We start from the raw sequence: 24,939 nt of genomic DNA, 5'->3' as shown, positions 1-24,939 counted from the left end.
ATTTAAAAATCATCTAAATTTCGTATTTTTACCTACTTTCAAAACAAAAAAACAATACATTTAAGCTATTCAGTCGTTAATGAGCGAAGAGACAAATTTTCCAGCTGATGACCAAGCATACAACAATGGTCAAGATAATGAGTTAAGCAGTGACACTATTTCCCTATCAGGTTTATACGAAAACTGGTTTCTCGATTATGCTTCATATGTTATACTTGATCGGGCAGTTCCACATTTGAACGATGGTTTTAAACCTGTACAGCGCCGTATACTACACTCTTTAAAAGAAATGGACGATGGCCGCTTTAACAAAGCTGCTAACGTGATTGGTAACACCATGAAATATCACCCACATGGTGATGCCTCTATTGGCGATGCAATGGTCCAGATCGGGCAAAAAGATCTACTGATTGATTGTCAGGGAAACTGGGGAGACCCCATTACAGGTGATTCAGCAGCAGCGCCGCGATATATTGAAGGAAGACTATCAAAGTTTGCATTGGAAGTTGTTTTCAACCCGGATACAACAGAGTGGCAATTAAGCTACGACGGGCGAAATAAAGAGCCTGTTACTCTTCCCGTAAAATTCCCTTTGCTTCTTGCACAGGGAGCTGAAGGTATCGCTGTTGGCTTAGCAACGAAAATTATGCCCCACAACTTTGTAGAGCTGATAGATGGTTCTATACAGGTATTAAAAGGAGAACGTCCCAATTTAATGCCAGACTTCCCAACAGGAGGAACAGCCGATGTCTCTAATTACAATGAAGGTAGACGCGGAGGTAAAATAAGAGTTAGAGCAAAGATTGAGGAAAGGGACAAAAAAACGCTGGCTATTACTGAAATACCTTTTGGAACAACAACCGGAGGACTTATAGATAGTGTGGTCAGTGCGAACGATAAAGGAAAAATAAAGATTCGTAAAATCGAAGATAACACAGCTGGGGAAGTGGAAATTATCGTGCATTTAGCAGCTGGTATATCACCCGATGTGACGATAGACGCTCTATATGCATTTACTGCCTGCGAAACTTCCATATCACCTAACACTTGTGTCATCATCGACAACAAACCACACTTTATGAGTGTGAATGATATGTTGATCGCTAATACGAACCAAACAAAAGAGCTCCTCAAACGTGAATTGGAAATCAGGCTACACGAGCTGCAAGAAAAGATTTTCTTTAGTAGTTTACTCAAAATTTTCATACAGGAGGGTATGTATAAACACCCTAACTATGAAAACTCGGGAGATTTTGAAACTGTTGTTGTTGTCTTGAACCAACTTTTTGAACCATTTTTCGCACAATTATACAGAGAAATAAGGCCTGAAGACTACAAACGCCTTATTGAACGACCAATGAGTAGCATTACGCGCTTTGACGTAAAGAAGGCTGACGAACAAATGAAAGCTCAGGAAGATGAGATCAAAGAGGTACGAAAAAAACTAAAACATTTGACGGAGCACGCAATCGAATGGTTTGAACATTTACGCAGCAAATATGCAAAAGGGCGTGAACGTAAAACTGAAATCCGTATTTTCGACCGTGTTGAAGCTGCGCAGGTTGCCCTTGCTAATGCTAAATTATACGTCAACCGCGAAGATGGCTTTATTGGTACAGGTATGCGCCGTGACGAATTAGTTTCCGAATGCTCAGATATTGACGACGTTATTGCTTTTCGTGCGGATGGAAAATACGTGGTAACAAAAGTACAAGAAAAAGTTTTCGTAGGTAAAGACATTATACATGTAGCTGTCTTTAAAAGAGGAGATGATAGAACGACATACAATGCTATTTATAAAGATGGCACCTCGGGTACGACCTATATAAAACGCTTTGCTGTAACAGCGATTACCAGAGACAAAGAATACGATATTACCAAGGGAAGTAAAGGGTCGAAACTTCTCTATTTTACGGCCAACCCGAACGGAGAAGCTGAGGTGGTTAATATACAGCTAAAACCACATTCTAAACTCAGAAAGCTAAACTTCGATATGGACTTTGCAGAAATAGCTATTAAAGGACGTGCCTCACAAGGAAATATCGTATCCAAATATCCAATCAAAAAAATTGCTTTTAAAAATGCCGGTGTCTCAACGTTGGCAGGACGCAAGATTTGGTTTGATGATGTTATGACCCGATTAAATGCGGATGAAAGAGGTCGTTATTTAGGTGAGTTTGATGCTGATGACAAAATTTTACTTGTATACCAAGATGGTTCTTACGAGTTTTCATCCTTTGATCTCAGCAACCATTTTGGCGCAAATATCCTCAAGATGGAAAAATATATGCCGGAAGAAATATACACGGCAATCCATCAGGATGGCAAATCGGGCACATACTACGTCAAACGCTTCAAATATGATGATCAACCTATCGGGAAGCGGCAGTCGTTTATAAATGATAGCCCAGGCTCTAAACTAATCATTCTAACAAATGGTGATGAGCCTATTGTAAAGCTGCAGCTTTTGAAAGGCAAAACACAAACGCCAGAAACCGTTGAACAGTCTTTAAATGAAATTATAGACGTAAAAGGTATAAAAGCCCAAGGAAATAGACTTTCTTTCCATACAGTAAAAGCAGTAAGCTTATTAACGGAAGAGAGAGATTTTGCACAAATAAACAGCCAAGAGAATGAAAATATAGCTGAGCAAGATTTAAAAGAAGAGGACAATCAGGAAAACACTTCCCCTACTAATGATATCAGTCTTGAAATAACAAATCCTGATGATATCTCCTTAAGTGAAGATGATGAAGGACAAACTTCTTTATTTTAGAATATGTAATATCATATCAGTAATAGGCAATAGATTAAAAACGCCGTAAATAGATAAAGGGCTCAGATAACATATCTAAACCCTTTATCTATTATAAACCCCATATCAATAAAGTTCGTTCCTATTTAAATTCTTGTAAAAACTTTTGAAGTTTAGGAGCAATTACCGCTGCACAATAAGGATTTTGTGGGTTTAAATTGAAGTAGTTTTTATGATAATCTTCTGCTGGCCAAAACTTCTGAGCACTTTCCACTGAAGTAACAATAGGGTCTGCATAAACACCAGCATCTTCTAGTTTCTTAATAATTTCTTCTGCTTTAAGGCGCTGTTCATCACTATGGTAAAAAACAACCGACCGGTACTGCGTTCCCACATCATTACCCTGTCTGTTCAAAGTGGTAGGGTTATGTGTCCTAAAAAAAACCTTTAATAAATCATTAAAACTTACTTTACCCTCATCGTAATCAATTTCTATAACTTCTACATGATCTGTATCTCCCTTACATATTTCTTCGTAAGTAGGATTCTCCGTTTTACCTCCCATATAACCTGGTAATACAGTATTTACTCCATCTATATGTTGAAATATAACTTCAGTACACCAAAAACAGCCCCCTCCAAATGTTGCTTTCATATCGTATAATTTCGTTTAATTATCTAACTATTTAGCCTATACTTTGTAGTATTATTCCTATTTAAAATATATGCTTACCTTTTAAAATTAAATCTTGTTTTTCTTGATTACAAACCGCATAACTAAAACCAGACTGTAAAGCATACGATCCGTATTCACCTTTTTTATTCAATGCTAAGAAACCGACCTGTATTTCTTTTGCTGTGTCCGGCTTCTTCTTTACAATACGTTGAACAGCCTCTTTACAGGCCTCTTCAGGAGAATAACCTTGTCGCATAAGCTCAACAACTAAAAAACTTCCCACCGTGCGTATAACCTCTTCCCCCACTCCGGTAGATGTCGCTCCTCCAATTTCGTTATCTACATATAAACCTGCTCCAATAATGGGGCTATCGCCTACACGTCCCCTCATCTTAAAAGCCATACCACTTGTTGTACAGGCTCCTGAAAGATTTCCAAAAGCATCTAAGGCTAACATACCTATGGTATCGTGATTATACTGATTGCCTGGTAACCGTTCTGTATTAAAAGATTTGTTTTCAATATTCATAATAGGCTTGTACTTCTTTTCCTTAAGCCACTCTTCCCAAGCCTGTTTTGAGGAAGGAGTGAGCAGATCTTCTTTCGTAAAGCCATTTTCTAATGCAAACTGTAATGCGCCTTCACCCACCAACATAACATGAGGTGTCTTCTCCATGACCATACGAGCAACAGATATAGGGTGTGAGATATGTTCCAAAGCTGCCACAGAGCCACAATTCCCCTCTTCATCCATGATACAAGCATCTAAACTGACAAAGCCATCCCTATCCGGATAACCGCCTTTCCCAACTGTAGGGTTAGAAAGATCTGCCTCAGCAACTTTAACACCAGCTTCAACCGCGTCCAGTGCCCTTCCATTGCGAGTGAGCACATCCCATGCCGCCTGATTTGCAGGAACACCAAAGTCCCATGTAGATATTACAATCGGAGTACCTGCAACAGGCTTTGGTTGCCCTTGGACCAAGTCGGTAATTAGGCCTAGAGATGCCGCTCCCATAACAGATTGTTTTATAAATTGACGTCTTGAACTCATTAGATTGAAAATTATACACAAAAATAATAAAAAATAGTGCTATAGTACTTAACGTATACAAACAGACTAAGCTATTCAAAATCAAATGAACATTATAATAATAATTTTATAAAAAAAACTACTAATTCTGTAATTTGCTAGAAATCATCCTATAAAACAATTGTAATTTCTTAACATAGATCAATAATTTAATAACTATAATTATAGAGATTTGTATTCATCAAGAATGCAACATTTAGGTTTGATTTTTGATTGAATAAAATAGTAAAACAAAATAAACTTTATATATCATGGCAAAATGGACTTTAGACAAAGCGCATAGCGAAATCGAATTCAAAGTGAAACATATGATGATTTCTACAGTGAAAGGACAGTTTGAAGAATTTGACCTAAACATTATTAATGATTCAGATATTTTAGAGAATTCGGCAATAGAACTTCAAATTAAAACCGACTCGCTGAATACAAAAAATGAACAACGGGACGAACATTTGAGAAATGCTGATTTCTTTGATCACGATAACTTTCCTTACATTACTTTCCAGTCGTCGAAAATTGAGAAAATAGATGATGATGAATATAAATTATCAGGTAACCTGACCATCAAAGGAATAACAAAGCCAATAAAGTTAGATGTTGAATTTGGAGGGATTGCTAAAGATCCCTGGGGCAATCAAAAAGTTGGTTATACGGTAAAAGGAAAAATAAACAGACAGGACTTTGGATTAACCTGGAATGCAACCCTAGAAACGGGAGGTGTTATGGTCAGTGATGAGGTCAAATTTCAAGCGGAAATGCAACTTAGCTTATCGCAAGATTAAAGTAAGATTTAATTATACCATAAAGCGGGTCAGTATACATACAGACCCGCTTTATTTATTCTCAGTGACCACCACATAATTAAGAGTGCAAATGGTCGGTATATTCTAGTTTCCTTAATCCTTTATGTAAATCTTCTCGATCTAAAAAAGACATTTTGCTCAATTCGTCCATAGCTGTCTTCAAATCATCGAGCTGAGATAAAGTACGTATTCCTAAAGCGGCAGCAGAAATAGCTGAATGTTTTAGAACATAAGCTAAAAGTATGGTCATTTTACCAACTCCCAAATTATCGGCCAAGCGATCAACATTTCGATTAGCCAAAGCCACCTCACCTGACGTCAATTGCAAATAGCTATCAATTGTTTTATCAATTAACATACCTTGAGTCAGCGCACCTCGACTAACTACCCCTATATTTCTTTTTGCAAGCAACGGGAAAACAGCTTCTGCCCTTCTGTCCAACAAATTATACTGCATCATAACACTGACAATATTAGACCGTTCAGCATAAGTTGCAATAACATTAGGTCGAATAGAAGATAGACCATAGTATCGTATTTTCCCAGACTCAACCAAACGCTCAAAGGCATCGATGATTTCTTCTATAGGGTCTTCAATCATTCCACCATGAAGTTGATAAAGATCTATATAATCGGTCTTTAAACGCGTTAACGAACTTTCAACCGTTTTTATGATATATGGCCCTGAAGCTTTCCAGTCCCAAGCATTTCCCTCAGAGCGCCATTGATTACCTACTTTTGTAGCATAAATAACCTGGTCCCGCTGAGAGGACAAAGCTTGTCCTAGCATCGTTTCGTTTTGTCCACGTTCGTATAGATCTGCAGTATCAAAATAATTGATACCTAGATCGTAAGCTTCATGTAAAATATTAGCATTTAATTTAGTTGATCCGCCCTTCAGTGACATAGTTCCCATCGCAATGGGTGACACTTTTAAGTCGGATTTCCCCAGATTAATCAACTGCATCTTTTTCTTTTATATTTATTAGTTCAATTTCAAAAATCAAGGCACTAAATGGCGGAATATCGGCTCCTGCACCACGCTCGCCATACCCCAGTTCGGAGGGAATATACAATTTATATTTGGCCCCAACGGACATTAAAGGAATTCCCAATTGCCAACCTTTAATAACAGAACTTAAGCGCAAGCTTAATGGTTCGCCTCTTTTATAAGAACTGTCAAACTCTTTGCCATTAGCTAAACTCCCTTTATAATGCACAAGAACTTCGTCTTCGAGCGTAGGCTTAACGCCATCTCCCTCTTGTAACACCTCGTAATATAAACCGTCTTCGGCAGCAACAACTCCTTGCTTATCTTTAAGTTGCTCAAAAAAAACAGTTTGTTCTTTTTTCATAAGCTCTCGTTTTTCTTCCGCAGCTTTTGCAAAAGCACCTTTAATAATACGCATACCTTCTTCTGCACTTATCAAAGCTTCACCATCTTCTACCCCATCAATTAGTCCTTGCATAAAACGTTCCTCTATAACAGTAACACCGCTTTTTGTCAACGAACTACCCAAATCCCTGCCTAAAGCATAAGATACCGAGTCGGAAGCCGTTTTTAAGGCTTGCCCTTGAGCAGACTCAGAAACCACTAAAGCACTAAACAAAAGACTAACACCTATTTTAAATTTATTCATTTTCTATACTTTTCTACAATATTAGTAATAATTTCCTGCGTCACATCTGGATAATTCACCGCTACCCTATTTTTACTATTGAGCCACGACTCTATAGCATAATCGTACTTCTTCTTTAAACTATTAATCACAGGAACACCCATTTGGTCAAGTGCAGCGGCGTTAAGATGCTGTTCATATTGATTTTTCATAGGAACAACCAATAACTTCTTGCCCAAATGCAATGCTTCAGCAGGTGTTTCAAAACCGGCTCCACACAATACCCCAGACGCATTGGCCATACTTTGCATAAAACTATCTTTTTCAATAGGATTAATCGTAACGTTCTTTACTGTAAATCTGCTTTTATTATGCTTAGAGTATACATCCCATTTAATATCACTGAATTTGGATAAATTTTTAAGTAGGTGCGCATCATCATAAGACGGTAAATAAACTGTATAATGTCCCAAATCTTGAGGTTCTAACTCCCGTATAGCTTTACGGATCACGGGAGTGAAAATATGCCCGCTATAGGATTTAAAATGGAAACCATAAGACTGTGTTGATGGGGCATAGTTTTTCATAATAAACTTACCCAAAGTATCTGTTTCATCGGGTTTAGGGCTCGCAGGATCCAATGCGGCAATCTGATGACTCAATCCAATACATGGAAGTTCCTTGGATTGGCACGCCCAAGCTGATATAGGTTCAAAATCGTTAATAACAAGATCATATTCTTGAACAGGCAAACTATTTATTTCCTGTACGAATTTTCGAACAGTAGAGCTTAAAAAAGTACGCCAGAGATCTACTCCTCCAGATTTTCCAAAAATAAAACTTAGACCATGCAAGCGATATTTCACTTCGAAAGGCAGCTGAATGTCAGCCTGAATACCACTTACCAACACATCTACTTCCCCCAACTCCCTTAAAATCGGGATTATATCTAATGCACGTATCAAATGACCATTACCAGTACCTTGAACAGCATATAAAATCTTCATAGCGAAATCTTTTTATTATGCCGAAAATAACAATTTTAAACGGATTATGTTCGCTACTTCACACAACTTTAATACAAAATTGTTATCTTGTAAATAACCAAATATAAACAAGACATGACTACCGCTATTCGATGTATCGTCGGCGCTTTATTACATATTACACTTTGCTCGTGGGGCTTTCATGCACATAAACTAATTAATAGATCTGCCGTATTTACGTTGCCGAGCGAATTGGCCGCTTTTTATAAAAAGAATATCCTCGCTATAACCGAAAAGTCAGTAGATGCCGATAAAAGAAGCTATGTGGATTCACTAGAGTCACCACGCCATTATATCGACATAGAAGATTTCGAAGAAAATCATATTGATTCTATTCCTATACATTGGAGCAAAGCAAAAGAAAAGTATCAAGAAAGAAAACTGCTTGCTGCCGGGATTATCCCTTGGCATATCGAACAAACATACCAACGACTAGTGAAAGCTTTCGCAACAAAAAAAACAGATCAAATTATTAAGATATCAGCCGATCTAGGTCACTACATAGCTGACGCCCATGTTCCTTTACACACTACACGAAACTATAATGGACAACTTAGCGGACAAATAGGAATACACGCGTTTTGGGAAAGTCGGATTCCGGAAATGTTTGCTGCAAACTATAAGCTTTTAGTCGGCAAAGCGCAGTACAATTACAATACACTGGATACAGCTTGGACTATGGTAAAAGAAAGTCATGCTTTAGTAGAACAAGTGTTATCACTAGAAAAAGAGCTATCTGTAGATTTCGCAACGGATAAACAAAAAAGTTATATTAGAAGAAATAATATACTGGTGCATACCTATTCTGATGCCTATACAATCGCTTACCATAATAAAATGAACGGTATGGTTGAAAGCAGAATGAGAGATGCTGTAAGTCGCTTAGGCAACTACTGGCTATCTGCATGGATAGACGCTGGACAACCAAAACTAGATATGGATAGTAAGCTCTTGGAGGCAGAGGAAATAATTATAGACGATAAAAAACTAATCGGTCGGGAAGAATGGCATTAGTTTTCACCGACAATTTACATGTTCTTACCTAGTTTTTATTTCTGTTTACCTAATTAAAATTGAACGCCAACATTTCTTCGTGTTACTTTATAAAAATTAAACTACTAAATAACAGAGTAAACAAATGGCATGGTTCAATTTATTTCAAAAGAAGGAAAGAGAAAATCAGACAGATATTCCGACATCTACAGAGCTGACTCTCCCTACTAACGATACCTTACAAAAACCGGACTCCGGGCAATTTACAGTGGAAACTAAAGGCATACAGCTTATTTACAACTACCTACAACAGGATTTTGAAAAAAAAGGATATGACGATGCTCATATAAGTGCTGATGAGGGATATAAAAATGATAATATCCAGCTAATTAAATATGATTTGGAAATCCGAATACATCAGATAAAGACTTATCATGATTCTTTAAAGAAAGATATTGATTTTCATATACAATCACGCAGTCGCGCAGGTTTAATTGATTTAGTTGATGAGCTTAAAATTAAGCAGCAAGACCTTCTAGACCATATTCAAAAAGTAAAAGAAATAGAAGAAAATCTAAAACAAGATACAGGACTATGTGCTCGTGCTATCCTAGCCTACAAACGAGGGTTCATGAAAGGTATGGCCTCTATTACACAATCTTATCTATTATCTAAAAAATTCTAACAGTATGCAAGATTTGTGGTTAAAATTCGGTTGTTTCCTTACAGGGCATAATTACTATCTAGTAAAAAACTCCAGTGAGCAAGCTTCAAAGAATGTACGAAAATATACTTCAGCAATATTATTGATTGTGCTGCTATGGTGCTTTATAGGCTATAGTTTTGCAACACGTTATTTGCATACTGATTGGTTAGGCGGTTTAATGGGCGCCTTATTAATGACTTTTGTCATTATACAAATAGAACGTATTATTATTCTATCGACTAAAGTTAGTCTGGGAGCTTCTCTATTTCGTATTATTTTAGCTTTAGTTATGTCTATACTAGGTGCTTTTATAATGGATCAGATTACTTTTAAAGATGATATAGAGCTTCGCAAAACACAAGTCATGGAACAACGTGTAAAAGATGCTGTAAAACAGACTGAGGCTGATCTGCAAATCCAAATACAAGGATTAGATAGCCTTATAAACAATGCACACCAAAAATACAGTCAAGTGAGTAACGATCTGCGCAAGAACCCAGTTATAGTGACAAGCTATACGAACCATAGCGTAACGAAAGACAATGAGGGAAAAGCAATCAACAGCACACAGTCGACCAATAAAGCGGTTATGGAAAACCCTAAAAAACTAGAATTAGAACAATTACATAAGCAAATCGAAACCTTACAAGAAAAAAAGTTTGCTTTGACTGCATCTATTACAAATATTAAGGAGCAGAAAGAAAAAGAACTAAAATCTTCATCGGGTTTTCTAGACGAATTAAACTTGCTACACGATGTGGTGACATCCTCTACTATCGGTATATTTGTTTATGTATTATTTATGCTATTTTTTCTAGCGATCGAACTGTTCGTTCTTATCATTAAACTCACAGACCGAGATTCGGACTATGAAAAATTATTACAACACCAAACGACAGTACGCATGCGAATGCTGGAAAAACTAAACATACCATCCTCTTAAAACATAAATGTATCAAAACTTGTTATTCATAAAAATCAATATCTAAAGCTATGTCTATAAAAGAAACTTTTTTCGTCAATGGCGAAAACCTACTTAAAAAAATCAAAGAAATTATTGCAGAAGGCAATGTGACAAAAATCAGTATCTCCGATAAAAATGGTAAGGAAATTATGAGTTTCCCTGTCACTATCGGGGTAGTCGGCATGGTGTTCGCTCCTATCTTTGCTGCAGTGGGTGCTATGGCAGCACTATTAACTGAATGTAAAATAACGGTTGAAAAAAGAACCACAGATAAGTCCCCAACATCTCCCTCCTCAAAAGATCAGGAAAGCAAGGATGAAGACGGCACAAGCATTGAAGTAAAGTAAAAACTCATAAAGCGTTGCGTGCTGAAACACAAAATCACCTTCATTAAATTTCACCCTTGGAAAGAGTAATTTAATGAAGGTTTTTCTATTTTAGTAGAACTAAAATACGTTCAGTTACGAGAGAAAGAAAATAAAAAGAATTATATTGGCTATCCAACAATAAAAATGTGCATTCAATGGCACTAGGCATATGAAGAAAATCCAAAAAGAAGATATTATTAACCTCTCTGAGTCTAGTAATATCAGCAAACAAGCACTTGCCAAAACTTTAGAAGAAAAGGTATACAATGATCGATCGGCTTGGCTTTTATTTATTCGTTACGGATTTTTAGCTCTCGGAATAGGGTTTACCATCGCAGGACTTATATTTTTCTTCGCCTATAATTGGTCCTCCATACCCAAATTTGCTAAAATGGGGATAGTACAAGGCCTCCTTATAGTCATTTTTGTACTCAGCATAGTCTTAAAAACACCTCCACAGATCGGTAAAATTCTTCTTACAGCATGCTCTGTATTAGTTGGTGTATTATTTGCAGTATTTGGACAAATTTATCAAACTGGCGCTAATGCTTTTGACTTCTTCTTGGCCTGGACTATTTTTATAACCTTGTGGGTATTTATTACTAATTTTGCGCCACTGAGCTTACTTTATATCGTATTAATCAATACGACTCTCGTGCTTTATAGCCAGCAGGTAGCAAAAGATTGGTCTTTTCTATTTATAACCGGTCTATTGTTTTTACTAAATACACTTATTTCTGCAACCGCATTAGCCTTAAAAACAAAATACAGCTTATTTCAGCGCAGCAACTGGCTTATTTACGTTGTCTCTTTAGCAGCAACAAGCTTCGGTACGGTAGCTATGGTTCATTCTGTTATAGATGATTTCAACACCTATATTACGATCCAATACATTGTAGTTGCTGGAAGTGTATTGATAGTAGCTATACGCTATAAAGACATATATCATTTAACCCTAGTGTTATTCAGTTTTATCATTGTTTGTAGTGCATGGTTCTTAAGTTTCAGCGATGGAGAAGCCATGCTATTATTTATTAGTGTATTTATTCTTACTGCAATAAGCTTTTTAATAAAAGGAGTATTACATCTACAAAAAAAATGGAAAAATGGAGAATAAAGAGTACATCCAAAAATTAACTGAAGTTGTAGAACAGGTTTCCTCTGAAAAAATTAAATTCACGCCTTCATTTACTCCCTCCGATAGGTATAGAGAGAAAAACAAACGTTCATTTACAATAAATATTTTATCCCTATTAGGTGGCTTTTTAGCAAGCTTAGCTTTTGTACTTTTTCTGTTTGTGTCTGGTTTTTACAAGTCGGAATCAAGCTTAATTATATTTGGTCTTTTCTTTATCAGTGCATCTATCTTAATCCCTCGTTATTCAAAACGTATTTTTTACGATACCACGAGTACCTGCTTTTACTTAATTGGATTTGGCTGTCTCGTTTTCTCAACGACATCACTCAATATAGAAGAAAACATCGTGTTATCCGGATCTATCATTATCGCATTAACAACAATTCTGATAGCGCATTCTTACTTACTGACCTTTTTATCAACCTTGATTATAATCAGTTGTAGTATAATCCTTATTCACCTTAATATACCAAACTTAAACATTTATATAATTCTTGCCTTGCAAGGAGTATTGCTTACATATATTTATTTACAGGAGGCAAGTATACTTCATCAATATAAAAAAGCAGCGAAAATATACTATCCGTTACGATCCGCCTTAACCGTTTCCTTTCTTACTCTCCCACTAGTTTATGACATGCTGGATCTAGCCTTCGGCTATAAATATTACACATGGGCCTCTTCCTCCGTTCTACTTTTAACAATAGCTTACCTACTCTACCATACTTTCCTGAAAAATATTATGCTTAACAAGCATAAAGCTATTTTAAGCACAATAGGCAGTTTGATTTTTCTTGCACCAACAATACTTTACCCCCCTATAAGTGCTGGAATATTGGTGATTTTGCTTAGTTTTCGAGTAAAATATAAAACTGGGTTTGTGGTTGCTATTATTGCTTTTATTTATTTTATTTCGAGATATTATTATGACCTAAATTACACGTTGTTAACTAAATCAGTGTTTTTATTAGCATCTGGTCTTATTATTTTACTGATTTATTTATTTATCAAAAAAGCATTTCTCGATAATGAAAAAGTATAGTTTATATATCATTATTCTTAACCTTATAGGTTTACTATTTTATTTCAACTTATCGGTCTCTAAAAAAGAGGATATTTTAAAAAATGGTAAACTTGTACTTTTAGAATTAGCTCCTGTTGACCCTCGCTCATTAATGCAAGGGGATTATATGAACCTTAGATATGAGATAAGTACAAATTTAGGTACAGATAATATACCTAAGAGAGGATACTTTGTATTACAATTGGATAAAAACGGAGTGGCAAGAAGAGTCAGAATACAAAAAGATAATAAACCACTACATGAAAATGAATACATCATTAATTACCACGGAACAAATAGTTGGCAAATAAGTATCGGGGCAGATAGTTATTTTTTTCAGGAGGGCGATGCTCATAAATACGAGAAAGCTATTTACGGCGGTGTTAAACTCGATAATAAAGGCAACAGCCTTCTCGTCGGATTATACAATAAAGAACGAAAACGGATAGAGTAATTTATACATTTGTATCTTGCATGGCTGGCATATTGATTTCTTTGACACATGTTGCATTTGATGTAGATAATACAAATTTAATAGCGGAAATTACATCTTGCATAGGGATTAAGCTGCGCCCTGTACTTTCCAAAACTTCTTCAATAGGTGTTTCAATACTGTATTCGGATGCCAAATACCCTAGATTTATAACACTTATCCCTATTCGAGAAGTTCTTAGGCTCTCTCGCAAAGCATGCACAATACCTCTAAGTGCAAACTTACTTGCCGAAAAAACAACTTCTTTCCCCTGATGATTATCTAAACCCCAGGTCGATCCTATCAATATTATCTTAGCATTATCGGATTTTTTTAAATTTGAAATAAAAGCTTGTATAGCTAAGATAGAAGATGTTATATTGACTTGTATCATCTGCTGTATTTCCTTTTCGCTATTCCTATCAAAGCTATAGTTCTCTTCAAATGCATTATGTTCCCAGATGCCTACATTATAAATAAGATAATCAATCTTAGCACTGCCAACTACTTCCTTAACCTTAGACACCGCTTCTACAGGTCTAGAAAGATCGGCTCCGATCCATTTCACATACTCTTTATCCACTAAATAATCTGGGAGAGAGCGGGATACGCCATATACTGTATCTTCTATCTGCGGAATAGATAAAGTTATTGCTCTACCTAAGCCCCTACTAATACCATAAATTAAAAAATTTTTCATTGACTTCTATTTTTAACAAAAATCGCCTACCGTATTAAACGATAGGCGATCTAAATAATAATCTATCAGATCTTATAAAGATTTGACACGGATATTCCTCATGAATACTTCTGTACCGTGACCTAAAAAGCCAATATGACCTGTCTTATTCAGTAGTCCCGGATGGTCCCTCTTATCTAAAGTGCCATTTTTGCTTGCTTCTGCAATATCACCATCAAGAATAACTTCCCCGTTTAGAGTAACTTTAATCTTACTACCTTGAACACGGATTTCTTGTTTATTCCACTCGCCAAGTGGTTTCATTGCTTTACGTTTAGCGGCAATAACTCCATATACCGAACCATGATATTGGTGCTCCTTTAAATCTTTATAGACTGGTGCATCATTATCTAATATCTGGATTTCCATACCTGCATAAGCGGCATCGCCACTAAGTGGAGTTCTAATTCCTACACCATTATTAGCAGCAGGTGTTAATTTGAACTCAAAACGGTATACAAAATCAGCGTATTCTTTTTTAGTATATAAGTTTTTACCAGAAGTTGCATCTGGGTTTGAGCGAATATAGCCCTGAGGAGTAATCTCATAGGCTGCGGTTTCCGTCCATTTATCCAAATTGGTACCATCAAACAACATCTCGAAACCATCTTTACGCTCCTCGTCACTTAACGTATAGATTTCTTTTTTACCGAGTTCTTTGATAAAAATATCACGATACCATACGCGTGAACCGTGCGCTTGTAATTCAATCTGCTCAACTGGGAATATAGATTGATTCCTGTCCCAATAGTTTTCCATAGTGATGTTGTCAACAACCAGTTCGCCATTTAACCACACCCACACTTGTTCGCCAACCATCTTTATCTTAAATGTATTCCACTCGCCCATCGCATTATCTGCAACTTTACTTGGATCTTTCGGGTGCTTACTATTATTATACAATCCTCCTGATCCAACTTGTGCACCCACATCTACTCTAGAAACATCCCAAATCTGAACTTGTGGTGTACCACGCAAGTAAACACCAGCATCGGGCTCTTTACCGTTTGGATCTAACTTCCAATCGACCAACATTTCAAAATCACCATATTGCTTAATAGATGCAATATTATCGCCATGACCACTGAAAACTAGATCACCGTCAATAGCACTCCAGTTATCCCGCATTTTTTGATCTGCTACCGCTTGTTTCTCTGCTAATTCCTTAGCAGACATCGCAGCACGTTTAATAGGGTTTTCAACTAAGCCTTTCCAACCTGTTAAGTCCTTTCCATTAAACATGGAAACATAGCCTTCTCCTTGAGGCATTTCTGCAAGGTGACGAACAATTGCCTCCCTTAAATAAGAACTTTCACTTCCTGAAAGATTAGCCATTGCTTTTTCTAACACCTGACGTACATCCTTACCGATATACTCACTATTATCCATCGCAATGTTCATCGCTGTACTGGTCGCAGATCCCTTAAGATCAGCATCATCCATGTATTTTGCAGCAAAAACTAAAGCTTGATAACTATTTGTTGCTTGTAAACTACCTAAAACAGCTTTTTTCTGGCTAACATTTTCAGCCAATGCAAATGCATCCTTTAACAATAATGTCTTTTGATCTGCTGTATGGGTACTTTTATTAATCTGACTTAATAGACCAGTGAAAACAATATTAAAATCTGGAGACCCCTTTTCACTTCGTGATAAAGCTATTAAGTTTGGCAAAACTTCCGGATTAGACCAACTGGCTAAAGAAGCTAAAGCTTTGGACTTTAACCCCTCATTGCCGACATAGTTTGTTACAGCCTGTACTGCATCTGCTCCACCGACCCCTGCAAATACAGGAAAGTAATTAGCAGCAGATGGTGCAGCTGATCTTGAAATATTAGCTGCTAAACGCTGTATCTTACTATCTTTATCTGCACTATCTTCCAATGAAATAACTATAGCACGTTGTACTAACTTTGCTTCATTTTCGTTTACTTGTCCTAAGATATTTACCAATGCCTCAAAATCATCAGTTCCTACGACATTAGGCAATGCCTCTAAAGCAGCTTTTTTAAGAGCTCCATCTGTTGAGCTAACAAAAGGTAAAACCGCTTTAGCAGACTGCGCATTCGTACGAACAGCTAACACTTTTAAAAGAGTTAATTGTGTTTTGGGATCAGCGCCTGCTAATCGTTGATTGATAACATCAACAGTTCCTTTATCTTTTGACGATAATAACAAAGCTTCTAAAGCTTGAACTGTTTCATCATCTGCATCTTTAATCTGCTCTATCAAATAATTGGCGTTTGTACCATTAGATAATACGGACAATGTGTTTAAAGCTGCAATCTTAGCTTGTGTGTTTTTTAATAAAGAAGTGCTATTTTGAATAATAACAGCATCTGTCGCTTTGCCTTCAGTCGCTAAGAAGTTTAAGATGCTTTCTTGCACTTCTGGAGATGCTTTTTTTAGAGAAGCGATCAACATTTTAGTACTTGCTGCATTTTTATGTTCACTTAAAAGCTCCAGCGCAGCTGTTCTATATAAACTATTCTCACTGGTAGCCGCTTTCATAAGTTGCTTACGACTAGCTGTAGGATTAACTGAAGTCAATACCTGTAACGCTCCGACCTGTAAAGTTGCTGCGCCAGCCTTCTCTGCTCCTTTAGATACTGCTGTAGCTACGGAAGCTGCTAGCTTTTCTTGTCCATTTTTCGATAAATTATTGGCATAATCAATAGTTAGTCCTCCAATATTACTATGATCATACTGATAATTTACAGATTTTAATTTTTGTAAAAAAACAGGAGCTGACTTGTTACCTGCTATTTTACTAAGGGCAGTATAAGCTGTTTTTTGATAGTTTTCACTTGTAAATTTTGCTAGTGTTGCAATAACAGCATCTTCGTCTTCTCTAGACTGTAAGTCGCCTAAGGCTGTAACAATAGCTGTTGTTGTTTTCTCAGATGTTGATTCACTTAGAGCTCTTGATAAAGCCTGTGCAGCTTTCGGTGTACGAATAGCATTAAGAGCAATTGCCGCTTTATCAACTAGAAAATCATCCTTTAAATAAGGAACAATTACATCTACAGCCTCATCCTTTGAAGCCTGTTTCATCAATTGAAACACAAAAGCTTTATTATCTTTATCTGTTAACTTATCCAAAGCAGCAATTAGCCCTTGTGAAAAAATGACTCTTTGCGCATCTTTTCCAGGCTGCATCACGTAAAATGAATAGGAGTTTGCAGCATATTCTATAGCTGCATTATCACCGCCCTGAGGCTTTAAACCTACTAATAAGGACGCAATATCATCAGCTGTGAAATTTTCTAATTGATTCATTGCTGTTAAAAACTTAACATTCTCTTCAGCAGGTTGTTGAGCTAACACATCAGCAATCTTAGTAGCGGTCGTCAAATGCGCAGGTTGCTGTGCATAAGATGTCGCTTGCAATATAAGTAGAGCTGATAATGTATTAAATACTTTTTTCATTTCTTTTTTATAGGATGGTTAAATTGCCCACGGTCCGCGCATAGGCTGATTAATAAGTCGATTAGCTGCTTCGTCATTGATAAATTCTTGTTTTTGCGAATCAAAATTTAATGTACGATTCAGACGTAATGCAGCAAGACCTAAGTTTAATAATGTGGCTGAGTAATAACCATTTTGCTCATTAAGTGCAAATTTCTCACGTGTACGGCAAGCTTCGACAAAATCCGTCATCTGAGCAGGAGGCTCAGGGTATTGTGCTAACTTACGCTCCATGTCAGGAATATCAGATACAAAACCTCTGTACAACTTACCTTTTGGCCCTTCTATATAGGCCTTACCTTCTGCTGTTCCCGCACCATCAAGAATGATCTGACAACCATCTGCATAAGTGTAAGTAATTTGTCGCCAAGTACCTACAGCGTCACTATGTTGCTGAGGAGCATCTACTTCTACCTTAACAGGGCTTTCATTATCTTTTCCTAGAAAGTACTGAACTGGATCTAAATAGTGCTGTCCCATATCACCTAAACCACCTCCATCATAATCCCAATACCCTCTAAAAGTGTTATGCACACGGTGGGTACTATAAGGCTTATAAGGCGCTGGGCCTAACCACATGTCATAATCAAGCTCTTTAGGCACTTGTTCTGTTGGCAAGTTCTCTTTACCGACCCAGTAAAATTTCCAGTCAAAACCGGTGTGCTTACTAATGGTAACCTTTAATGGCCAACCTAACATACCTGTATCAACTAATTTCTTAATTTTTTTAACTGGAACATTCATTCCATAAAAATTGTCCGTAAAACGGAACCAAGTATTAAGTCTAAAAATATTTCCATGCTGGGCTACAGCTTCTTTAACTTTCTTACCTTCACCAATAGTTCTAGTCATTGGTTTTTCACACCAAATATCCTTTCCAGAACGAGCCGCCTCAACAGCCATTAAACCATGCCAGTGTGGTGGAGTAGCAATATGTACAATATCGACTTCTGAGTTTTGGATTAAATCACGGAAATCGTGATGTTCTTTGACGCCGCCTCCCAAAGCTTGTTGAGCGAGAGCCAAATGTCTTGTATCTACATCACAAATAGCAACAGTTTTTGTTCCTGCGTACTTAAAGTGTCCACGCCCCATAGACCCAACGCCTATCACCCCTTTAGTTAGATGATCACTAGGCGCTAAAAATCCATTTCCTCCCAATACATGACGAGGAACAATGGAAAAAGCCGCAGCACCAATCAATGATTTCTTTATAAAATCACGTCTTGAAGTGTTTTGTTCTTTCATTTTTAGATTGATTATAATATATTTAATTTACGTTTAACAAATTCTAAACTCTATTCCCATCTTATCAAACAATTGCTGATATTTAAGAGGGATATTATCACTGATAATGACGTCGACACGAGACAAATCAGCTATTTTACCAAGACTTTTTCTATCGAACTTCGAAAAATCAGCCAATACAATAACTTTATGGGCAGACTCCATCATTTTACGGTTGAGCAAAGCTTCTTGCGCATTGGTGGTCATAATCCCAAAACTAGCATCAAGACCATCTACACCAATAAACAGTTTAGAACAAAAGAGATCTTCTAATTGCGACTCTGCATAAGGTCCTAAGATAGATGAGGACGTTTTGCGCACAGGCCCCCCCAACTGTATAATATCTATATTATCATGTTTAAGAAGCTCCATGGTTACATTAATAGCTGAAGTAATAACAGTTAAATGCTCTTTAGGTACAATTTCTTTAGCGAAAAATTGAGTTGTCGTACCTGATGCTATAATAATAGAGTCATTAGCTTCAACCATCTTAGCAGCTTCTACTGCTATTCTCTTTTTAGCTTCAGCATGTAAATTGGCTTTTTCATTAATAGACCTATCTTTCTGATAAGGATTAACATTAGTTGCCCCCCCATGTGTTCGATAAACAATTCCGGCATCCTCAAGAAACTGAAGGTCCTTACGAATAGTTACAGAAGATACTTTAAGCTGCTCACATAATTCTATAACTGAAACATGACCAAAATTATCTATTTGTTTTATAATATATTGATGCCTTTCTACATTGTTCATTAATCTAAATTAGAAAAATAGAAGGACATAACAATGATAAAGGAAATAAAAGATTCGTTACATTCGATTTATTACGTTTTTTCACTACTTTTGTTAAACAGCTATCAAATCGAAGCAAATAAAAACAAAAAGAAATGAGAAACGAAGCTTTAGCAAAAGTTAAATCAGAGGGACAATGGGACATTGCCATTATTGGCGGTGGAGCCACCGGCTTAGGAATTGCTGTTGATGCAGCTTCAAGAGGCTATAGAACAATTCTATTAGAGAAGTATGATTTTTCTAAAGGCACATCCAGCAAGAGTACTAAATTAGTACACGGGGGAGTACGCTATCTCGCAAATGGCGACATCAAGCTAGTTTATTCTGCGTTAAAAGAGCGGGGTTTAATTTTTCAAAATGCGCCACATGTTTCTTTTGTTCAAAGTTTTGTTATTCCTTCGTATAGTATTTTTAATAAATATAAATTTCTTATCGGCCTAAAAATATATGATTGGCTCGCAGGTAAACTAAGAATTGGAAAATCTACCTTGCTCAATAAAAAAGAAGTTCTTCACAAGCTTCCACAAGCTAAATCAAAAAATCTAAAAGGAGGAATAGAATATTTCGATGGTCAATTTGACGATGCACGCCTAGCCATTAACTTAGCCCAAACAGCTATTGAGCATCAAGCTATCGTGCTAAATTATGCAGAGGTAATTAAAATAACTAAGAACGAAAAAGGAGTTATTACCGGCTTAACTTTTATAGATCGTGAATCTGCAAAAGAATATGACATAGCTGCGAAATCCATTATAAATGCAACTGGTATTTTTGTAGATGATATACTTAAATTAGACACCGCTACCCACAAAAATCTAGTTCGCCCAAGTCAAGGAGCACATATTGTCATAGATAAAAAGTTTCTTGGAGGCACGGATGCGCTTATGATACCTGAAACAAGTGATGGAAGAGTTCTTTTCGGGGTTCCTTGGCACGACAAAGTACTCTTAGGAACTACAGATACACCATTGGACGAGCATCAGATCGAGCCCCGTCCACTTGAGGATGAAATAAACTTTATACTTAATACTGCGCAGAATTATCTCACAATAGCTCCCACGAAGAAGGATATATTGAGCATCTTTGCTGGTTTAAGACCATTGGCAGCCCCTACAGATGGAGATAAAAATAGCACAAAAGAAATATCAAGAGACCATAAACTGATAGTCAACAAATCACAACTCATTACCATAACTGGTGGAAAATGGACCACATACCGTAAAATGGGAGAAGAAACGGTTGATCGCGCAATTAAGACTGCAAAATTACCTCTACAAAACTGTAAAACAACAAAATTACCAATACATGGTTCAACTACTGTTAAGCGCTCAGGACATTGGCAAATGTATGGCAGCGACTATGCTCCTTTGCAGGAATTAATAAACAGTAGATCCGATTATGCTAAAAAAGTACACGAAAATTACGATTTTAGAGTCGGAGAAATTGTATGGGCTTGCAGGTATGAAATGGCGCTGCATATTGAGGATTTTCTGGCTCGCCGCGTGAGATTGTTATTACTAGATGCTAAAGCTTCACTAGAAACAGCCCCTTATGTAGCACAGATTATGGCCTCGGAATTAGGAAAAGATCAATATTGGATTGATCAGGAAATCGATTCTTATAAAAATTTAGTAAAAAACTATCTGATTTAATATCTAATAACGCAAAACAGCATAAACCATAAAAAATGATAAACGACTTTATTCTAGCTCTAGATCAAGGCACCACAAGCTCAAGAGCAATTATTTTTAATAAAAAAGGTGAAATAAAACAGATCGCCCAAAAAGAATTTACACAAATATTTCCAAAATCAGGTTGGGTAGAGCATGATGCTGAAGAAATATGGTCTAGTCAACTAACAGTTCTTACAGAATCAATTGCACAATTGAAAGCTGAACAAGACAGTATTAAAGCGATAGGTATAACCAATCAACGAGAAACGACCATTGTATGGAATAAACGTACTGGCAAGCCTATTTACAATGCGATTGTTTGGCAAGACCGGCGAACAGCTGATTATTGTAAATCCATTGCAGCAAAAGGACTTGACAAACTTATTCAGGATAAAACAGGCTTACTAATAGACGCTTATTTTTCTGCTTCAAAGATTAACTGGATTCTCTCACACGTTGAAGGGGCTAAAGAAATGGCTAAAAATGGAGAGTTAGCTTTTGGAACAGTAGACTCTTGGCTAATCTATAAATTAACAAATGGACAGAAGCACATTACTGATGTTAGCAATGCCTCACGCACTTTGCTTTTCAATATTCATACTTTAGATTGGGATCAGGAGCTATTGGATATTTTTGATATCCCTAAAGCGATGCTCCCTACTGTTCTTAGTAGCTCTGAAGTTTACGGAGAGACTAGCATTCCCCTCGATGGTCATACCATACCTATCGCAGGAATAGCCGGCGACCAACAGGCTGCTTTATTCGGACAACTATGTACGAATAAAGGTATGGTAAAAAACACTTATGGTACAGGGTGCTTTATGCTCATGAACATTGGAAATAAACCAGTTATTTCATCCAATAAACTAGTTACGACCATCGGTTGGAAAATAGGCAACGATGTACAATATGCTTTAGAAGGCAGTATCTTTATTGCAGGAGCGGTTGTACAGTGGTTACGGGATGAATTAAAAGTTATAAAACATTCTGAAGACATAGAAAAGTTGGCTTTAGAAGTCAGCGATACTGACGGCGTTTATTTTGTTCCTGCTTTTTCAGGATTAGGAGCGCCACATTGGAACCCTGAAGCCCGAGGTACTCTACTCGGACTATCACGAGGGTCTACTGATGCACATATTGCAAGAGCTGCTCTTGAAAGTATTGCTTACCAAACTTACGACATACTAAAAGCTATGGAAAATGATTCCAATTCGACGATAAAAGAATTGCGGGTAGATGGCGGTGCAACAAACAACAAGTTTCTTATGCAATTTCAGGCTGATATATTACAGACAAATGTCCTAAAGCCTGCAGTAACAGAAACAACAGCGTTGGGCGCTGCATACTTGGCTGGGCTTGCTGTAGGATTTTGGAAAGATATCGAGGAGTTAAAAACATTACAAAGTGAAAATACAAAGTTTACTTTCAACAGTGATTCTTTGTATGAAACACAATTAAGAGAATGGAAAAGAGCGACAGAAACAGTGAAATTCTGGGCCAATTATAAATAACATATTATAAACATATAACTCTAAATTATAAATCATGACACCTTTTTTAGCTGAATTAATAGGTACAGGAGCAATGATTCTCCTGGGCGGTGGCGTAGTAGCAAACGTAGTACTTAAGGATACCAAAGGTCATAATTCGGGTTGGATCGTTATTTGTACAGCTTGGGCTCTAGCTGTCTTTGTCGGTGTTACAATTGCGGGTCCATACAGTGGTGCTCATCTTAATTGTGCAGTCACTATCGCAAATCTAGTTAAGGGGACAATCACTTTAAGTATTGCTCTATCATATATAGCTGCACAGATGATCGGAGCAATGATCGGGGCGCTGCTCGTATGGATGATGTATAAAGATCATTTTGATAGAACTGATGACGCCAGCACAAAACGAGCTGTCTTTTGTACCGCACCCGCTATAAAAAATAATTACAGAAATATTCTCAGTGAAATAATAGGAACCTTTGTTCTCATTTTTACTATTTTTCATTTCACAGAAGCCGAACTCGCGACCAACAACAGTCCTATTGGCTTAGGTAGTATAGGAGCTATACCCGTGACTTTCCTTGTTTGGGTAATAGGACTATCTTTAGGAGGCACAACAGGCTATGCAATCAACCCTGCACGTGATTTAGGCCCCCGTATAATACATGCTTTTTTGCCGATTAAAAATAAAGCCGGATTTAATTTATCTTATGCCTGGATTCCTGTTTTAGGTCCAATAATAGGTGCATTATTAAGCACTTTACTATATATATATTTATATTCGTAAAATATTTAAGAAAACGATAATTAGCCTAGAGCTTTTTAAAACACAAAGAAACGTCTATAAATGGCATTTTTAAGAAAAGAACAAATAATATTGCTAGGATTAGCACTGACTTTTCAATCTTGTGCATTGATAAATAAAATGAATAAAGAACAAGACAGCTTTCCTAGCTTTTCCTATGAAGGTCACCGTGGTGCCCGGGGATTATACCCTGAAAATACTATTGGAGCCATGAAGATGGCAATTGATCTGCCAAAAGTTACTACGCTAGAAATGGATTGTCATATTACAAAAGACAAGAGAGTTGTGGTCTATCATGATCATTATATCAATCCAAAATTTGTGCGCTACAATAACGGTAAAGATCTATCAAATAAAGATGCTAAAAAGTTGATCTATAATTACAACTATGAAGAGCTAAATCAATTTGATATTGGAAGTAAATATTATGATGCTTTTCCAGAACAGGAAAAAGTAAAATCATCAATAGCTCTACTTTCTGATCTTATTGAGGAAGCTGAAAATTATGCGCAATTACGTCGCTCGAAACCGATGTTTTATAATATTGAAACAAAGAGTCAAGAGGGAAAAGACCATACACACCACCCCATCCCCCAAGACTTCGTAGATTTAATTATGCAGGTAGTTATTGAAAAAGGAATTGCTACACGTACAGTTATACAATCTTTCGACAAACGAACTATACAGTACCTTTATAAAATATACCCTCAAATTAAATCATCTTATCTTATTGATAGTGACACTAAATTAACATTAAAAGAAATCATCAATGACTTAGGTTTTAAGCCCTATATCATAAGCCCGCACTATAAGGTGGTGACAAAAGACTTTGTTAAAGAAGCTCATCAATTAGGTCTCAAAGTAATTCCTTGGACAGTAAACGACAAGAATGAAATTATACGTCTAAAACAACTTAAAGTAGACGGTATAATAAGTGATTACCCTAATTTATTTTAGATAATCACAACATTACTATTTTAATAAAAAGG

The 24,939-nt window shown here is 36.7% G+C and carries 22 protein-coding genes; 13 read left to right on the top strand and 9 right to left on the bottom strand.

Annotated elements, in window-relative coordinates; all coding sequences use genetic code 11:
• Positions 1-79: 79 nt before the first annotated feature.
• On the top strand, positions 80-2,776 hold the full coding sequence (locus ORI89_RS16720; protein WP_268231656.1) for a DNA gyrase/topoisomerase IV subunit A: 2,697 nt from the start codon (positions 80-82) through the stop codon (positions 2,774-2,776).
• A gap of 121 nt (positions 2,777-2,897) precedes the next feature.
• On the opposite strand, the gene msrA is transcribed toward ORI89_RS16720, so the two are convergent.
• On the bottom strand, positions 2,898-3,410 hold the full coding sequence (gene msrA, locus ORI89_RS16715; RefSeq protein ID WP_268231655.1) for a peptide-methionine (S)-S-oxide reductase MsrA: 513 nt from the start codon (positions 3,408-3,410) through the stop codon (positions 2,898-2,900).
• 61 nt (positions 3,411-3,471) lie between these two features.
• Positions 3,472-4,485 (bottom strand): N(4)-(beta-N-acetylglucosaminyl)-L-asparaginase, encoded by a 1,014-nt coding sequence (locus tag ORI89_RS16710; protein ID WP_268231654.1) that lies wholly within the window; start codon positions 4,483-4,485, stop codon positions 3,472-3,474.
• A 290-nt stretch (positions 4,486-4,775) separates the two neighbouring features.
• On the opposite strand from ORI89_RS16710, the gene ORI89_RS16705 reads away from it, so the two are divergent.
• A complete protein-coding gene (locus ORI89_RS16705; protein ID WP_326494321.1) occupies positions 4,776-5,306 on the top strand; it encodes a YceI family protein in 531 nt (176 codons plus the stop codon).
• Positions 5,307-5,385: 79 nt separating this feature from the next.
• Here ORI89_RS16705 and ORI89_RS16700 read toward each other — a convergent pair whose 3' ends face one another.
• The 3 genes from ORI89_RS16700 to ORI89_RS16690 are packed head-to-tail and all read right to left on the bottom strand — an operon-like array spanning position 5,386 to position 7,953.
• The gene (locus ORI89_RS16700; RefSeq protein WP_268231653.1) at positions 5,386-6,294 is read right to left on the bottom strand and encodes an aldo/keto reductase; all 909 of its coding nucleotides are present in this window, start codon (positions 6,292-6,294) and stop codon (positions 5,386-5,388) included.
• Positions 6,281-6,967, bottom strand: a complete 687-nt coding sequence (locus tag ORI89_RS16695; RefSeq protein WP_268231652.1) for an FKBP-type peptidyl-prolyl cis-trans isomerase — start codon at positions 6,965-6,967, stop codon at positions 6,281-6,283. Before ORI89_RS16695 ends, ORI89_RS16700 begins: the two co-directional genes overlap by 14 nt.
• Positions 6,964-7,953: a glycosyltransferase family protein gene (locus tag ORI89_RS16690; protein WP_268231651.1), complete on the bottom strand. Its 990-nt coding sequence runs from the start codon at positions 7,951-7,953 to the stop codon at positions 6,964-6,966. Before ORI89_RS16690 ends, ORI89_RS16695 begins: the two co-directional genes overlap by 4 nt.
• A gap of 114 nt (positions 7,954-8,067) precedes the next feature.
• On the opposite strand from ORI89_RS16690, the gene ORI89_RS16685 reads away from it, so the two are divergent.
• The 7 genes from ORI89_RS16685 to ORI89_RS16655 all read left to right on the top strand — a co-directional run bounded on the left by ORI89_RS16685 (position 8,068) and on the right by ORI89_RS16655 (position 13,678).
• Entirely contained in the window at positions 8,068-9,006 is a 939-nt protein-coding gene (locus ORI89_RS16685) for a zinc dependent phospholipase C family protein (protein WP_268231650.1), read from the top strand.
• Positions 9,007-9,130: 124 nt separating this feature from the next.
• Positions 9,131-9,670 carry a hypothetical protein gene (locus ORI89_RS16680; protein WP_268231649.1) on the top strand — a complete coding sequence of 180 codons (540 nt, stop codon included), beginning with the start codon at positions 9,131-9,133 and terminating at the stop codon, positions 9,668-9,670.
• A gap of 4 nt (positions 9,671-9,674) precedes the next feature.
• Positions 9,675-10,634 (top strand): DUF4407 domain-containing protein, encoded by a 960-nt coding sequence (locus ORI89_RS16675; protein WP_268231648.1) that lies wholly within the window; start codon positions 9,675-9,677, stop codon positions 10,632-10,634.
• A gap of 50 nt (positions 10,635-10,684) precedes the next feature.
• Positions 10,685-11,002 (top strand): DUF4342 domain-containing protein, encoded by a 318-nt coding sequence (locus ORI89_RS16670; protein WP_268231647.1) that lies wholly within the window; start codon positions 10,685-10,687, stop codon positions 11,000-11,002.
• 190 nt (positions 11,003-11,192) lie between these two features.
• Positions 11,193-12,140, top strand: a complete 948-nt coding sequence (locus ORI89_RS16665) for a DUF2157 domain-containing protein (RefSeq protein ID WP_268231646.1) — start codon at positions 11,193-11,195, stop codon at positions 12,138-12,140.
• Positions 12,130-13,203 carry a DUF4401 domain-containing protein gene (locus tag ORI89_RS16660; protein ID WP_268231645.1) on the top strand — a complete coding sequence of 358 codons (1,074 nt, stop codon included), beginning with the start codon at positions 12,130-12,132 and terminating at the stop codon, positions 13,201-13,203. Before ORI89_RS16665 ends, ORI89_RS16660 begins: the two co-directional genes overlap by 11 nt.
• The gene (locus ORI89_RS16655; RefSeq protein ID WP_268231644.1) at positions 13,190-13,678 is read left to right on the top strand and encodes a GDYXXLXY domain-containing protein; all 489 of its coding nucleotides are present in this window, start codon (positions 13,190-13,192) and stop codon (positions 13,676-13,678) included. Before ORI89_RS16660 ends, ORI89_RS16655 begins: the two co-directional genes overlap by 14 nt.
• A gap of 1 nt (position 13,679) precedes the next feature.
• On the opposite strand, the gene ORI89_RS16650 is transcribed toward ORI89_RS16655, so the two are convergent.
• From ORI89_RS16650 to ORI89_RS16635, 4 genes are all read right to left on the bottom strand, one after another.
• Positions 13,680-14,396, bottom strand: coding sequence for an SDR family oxidoreductase (locus ORI89_RS16650; protein ID WP_268231643.1), 717 nt, complete (start codon positions 14,394-14,396; stop codon positions 13,680-13,682).
• Between the two features lie 72 nt (positions 14,397-14,468).
• Positions 14,469-17,864, bottom strand: coding sequence for a DUF1080 domain-containing protein (locus tag ORI89_RS16645; RefSeq protein ID WP_268231642.1), 3,396 nt, complete (start codon positions 17,862-17,864; stop codon positions 14,469-14,471).
• A gap of 18 nt (positions 17,865-17,882) precedes the next feature.
• Positions 17,883-19,151 (bottom strand): Gfo/Idh/MocA family oxidoreductase, encoded by a 1,269-nt coding sequence (locus ORI89_RS16640; RefSeq protein WP_268231641.1) that lies wholly within the window; start codon positions 19,149-19,151, stop codon positions 17,883-17,885.
• A 33-nt stretch (positions 19,152-19,184) separates the two neighbouring features.
• Positions 19,185-19,943, bottom strand: coding sequence for a DeoR/GlpR family DNA-binding transcription regulator (locus ORI89_RS16635; RefSeq protein WP_268231640.1), 759 nt, complete (start codon positions 19,941-19,943; stop codon positions 19,185-19,187).
• 134 nt (positions 19,944-20,077) lie between these two features.
• Here ORI89_RS16635 and ORI89_RS16630 point away from each other — a divergent pair, with 134 nt between their 5' ends.
• Genes ORI89_RS16630 through ORI89_RS16615 form a run of 4 tightly spaced genes read left to right on the top strand, consistent with a single transcriptional unit; the run spans position 20,078 to position 24,907 of the window.
• Positions 20,078-21,634 carry a glycerol-3-phosphate dehydrogenase/oxidase gene (locus tag ORI89_RS16630; RefSeq protein WP_268231639.1) on the top strand — a complete coding sequence of 519 codons (1,557 nt, stop codon included), beginning with the start codon at positions 20,078-20,080 and terminating at the stop codon, positions 21,632-21,634.
• Positions 21,635-21,669: 35 nt separating this feature from the next.
• A complete protein-coding gene (gene glpK, locus ORI89_RS16625; RefSeq protein ID WP_268231638.1) occupies positions 21,670-23,166 on the top strand; it encodes a glycerol kinase GlpK in 1,497 nt (498 codons plus the stop codon).
• 34 nt (positions 23,167-23,200) lie between these two features.
• On the top strand, positions 23,201-23,932 hold the full coding sequence (locus tag ORI89_RS16620) for an MIP/aquaporin family protein (protein WP_268231637.1): 732 nt from the start codon (positions 23,201-23,203) through the stop codon (positions 23,930-23,932).
• 60 nt (positions 23,933-23,992) lie between these two features.
• Entirely contained in the window at positions 23,993-24,907 is a 915-nt protein-coding gene (locus tag ORI89_RS16615) for a glycerophosphodiester phosphodiesterase family protein (RefSeq protein ID WP_268231636.1), read from the top strand.
• Positions 24,908-24,939: the final 32 nt, after the last annotated feature.

The organism is Sphingobacterium sp. UT-1RO-CII-1, assembly GCF_026711005.1.
In the GTDB taxonomy this organism is placed as follows: Bacteria; Bacteroidota; Bacteroidia; order Sphingobacteriales; family Sphingobacteriaceae; genus Sphingobacterium.
The sequence above is the reverse complement of the archived record's forward strand: the minus strand, read 5'-3'. Positions and strand labels throughout refer to the sequence as shown.

Excerpts from the sequence above, each read along its gene's own strand:
- ORI89_RS16720 (WP_268231656.1), top strand. The coding sequence starts at position 80 with ATGAGCGAAGAGACAAATTTTCCAGCTGATGACCAAGCATACAACAAT.
- ORI89_RS16680 (WP_268231649.1), top strand. The coding sequence starts at position 9,131 with ATGGCATGGTTCAATTTATTTCAAAAGAAGGAAAGAGAAAATCAGACA.
- ORI89_RS16650 (WP_268231643.1), bottom strand. The coding sequence starts at position 14,396 with ATGAAAAATTTTTTAATTTATGGTATTAGTAGGGGCTTAGGTAGAGCA.
- ORI89_RS16620 (WP_268231637.1), top strand. The coding sequence starts at position 23,201 with ATGACACCTTTTTTAGCTGAATTAATAGGTACAGGAGCAATGATTCTC.
- ORI89_RS16685 (WP_268231650.1), top strand. The coding sequence starts at position 8,068 with ATGACTACCGCTATTCGATGTATCGTCGGCGCTTTATTACATATTACA.
- ORI89_RS16670 (WP_268231647.1), top strand. The coding sequence starts at position 10,685 with ATGTCTATAAAAGAAACTTTTTTCGTCAATGGCGAAAACCTACTTAAA.
- ORI89_RS16665 (WP_268231646.1), top strand. The coding sequence starts at position 11,193 with ATGAAGAAAATCCAAAAAGAAGATATTATTAACCTCTCTGAGTCTAGT.
- ORI89_RS16615 (WP_268231636.1), top strand. The coding sequence starts at position 23,993 with ATGGCATTTTTAAGAAAAGAACAAATAATATTGCTAGGATTAGCACTG.
- ORI89_RS16660 (WP_268231645.1), top strand. The coding sequence starts at position 12,130 with ATGGAGAATAAAGAGTACATCCAAAAATTAACTGAAGTTGTAGAACAG.
- ORI89_RS16700 (WP_268231653.1), bottom strand. The coding sequence starts at position 6,294 with ATGCAGTTGATTAATCTGGGGAAATCCGACTTAAAAGTGTCACCCATT.
- ORI89_RS16635 (WP_268231640.1), bottom strand. The coding sequence starts at position 19,943 with ATGAACAATGTAGAAAGGCATCAATATATTATAAAACAAATAGATAAT.
- ORI89_RS16640 (WP_268231641.1), bottom strand. The coding sequence starts at position 19,151 with ATGAAAGAACAAAACACTTCAAGACGTGATTTTATAAAGAAATCATTG.
- ORI89_RS16630 (WP_268231639.1), top strand. The coding sequence starts at position 20,078 with ATGAGAAACGAAGCTTTAGCAAAAGTTAAATCAGAGGGACAATGGGAC.
- ORI89_RS16705 (WP_326494321.1), top strand. The coding sequence starts at position 4,776 with ATGGCAAAATGGACTTTAGACAAAGCGCATAGCGAAATCGAATTCAAA.
- ORI89_RS16645 (WP_268231642.1), bottom strand. The coding sequence starts at position 17,864 with ATGAAAAAAGTATTTAATACATTATCAGCTCTACTTATATTGCAAGCG.
- ORI89_RS16675 (WP_268231648.1), top strand. The coding sequence starts at position 9,675 with ATGCAAGATTTGTGGTTAAAATTCGGTTGTTTCCTTACAGGGCATAAT.
- glpK (WP_268231638.1), top strand. The coding sequence starts at position 21,670 with ATGATAAACGACTTTATTCTAGCTCTAGATCAAGGCACCACAAGCTCA.
- msrA (WP_268231655.1), bottom strand. The coding sequence starts at position 3,410 with ATGAAAGCAACATTTGGAGGGGGCTGTTTTTGGTGTACTGAAGTTATA.
- ORI89_RS16655 (WP_268231644.1), top strand. The coding sequence starts at position 13,190 with ATGAAAAAGTATAGTTTATATATCATTATTCTTAACCTTATAGGTTTA.
- ORI89_RS16695 (WP_268231652.1), bottom strand. The coding sequence starts at position 6,967 with ATGAATAAATTTAAAATAGGTGTTAGTCTTTTGTTTAGTGCTTTAGTG.
- ORI89_RS16710 (WP_268231654.1), bottom strand. The coding sequence starts at position 4,485 with ATGAGTTCAAGACGTCAATTTATAAAACAATCTGTTATGGGAGCGGCA.
- ORI89_RS16690 (WP_268231651.1), bottom strand. The coding sequence starts at position 7,953 with ATGAAGATTTTATATGCTGTTCAAGGTACTGGTAATGGTCATTTGATA.